The organism is Vibrio sp. OPT41, assembly GCF_015163595.1.
GTDB classification, from domain to species: domain Bacteria; phylum Pseudomonadota; class Gammaproteobacteria; order Enterobacterales; family Vibrionaceae; genus Vibrio; species Vibrio alginolyticus.
In genome coordinates this window covers 230776-231096 of sequence record NZ_JADDYH010000014.1, presented here as the reverse complement: position 1 = coordinate 231096, position 321 = coordinate 230776, and the positions used below count along the sequence as shown (strand labels likewise).

The following is a 321-nucleotide window of genomic DNA, read 5'->3' as shown; positions in this document are numbered from 1 at the left end:
ACTTCGGTGTCACCTAAGTTCAGGCCTAGCTCGACTTGAACAGTGGACTCGGAGGCATTCGACAGCGTCACTTTGAAGTTCGCTGTCTCACCCTCATTGATGGTGCCAGCATCTGAGATAGTCACGCTTGGACGGTCATCATCCGGATCAGGGCCCGGACCACTGCCGTCGTCCACGATCGTCGCCGTCCCCGTATCGCTGCCTTGCACTGCACCAATGCCAGTCACTGTCACACTGAAATCTTCAGGACCTTCATAAACGGCGTCATCAATGGAAGCGATACGCACATCAAACTCAGTTTGCCCCGCTGGCACCGTTACT

The 321-nt window shown here is 55.1% G+C and carries 1 protein-coding gene; it reads right to left on the bottom strand.

The window, feature by feature from the left end; translation table 11 throughout:
* Positions 1–321, bottom strand: a 321-nt coding sequence (locus IQP38_RS26280; RefSeq protein ID WP_228010011.1) for a hypothetical protein, incomplete at both ends; no start/stop codon positions are given.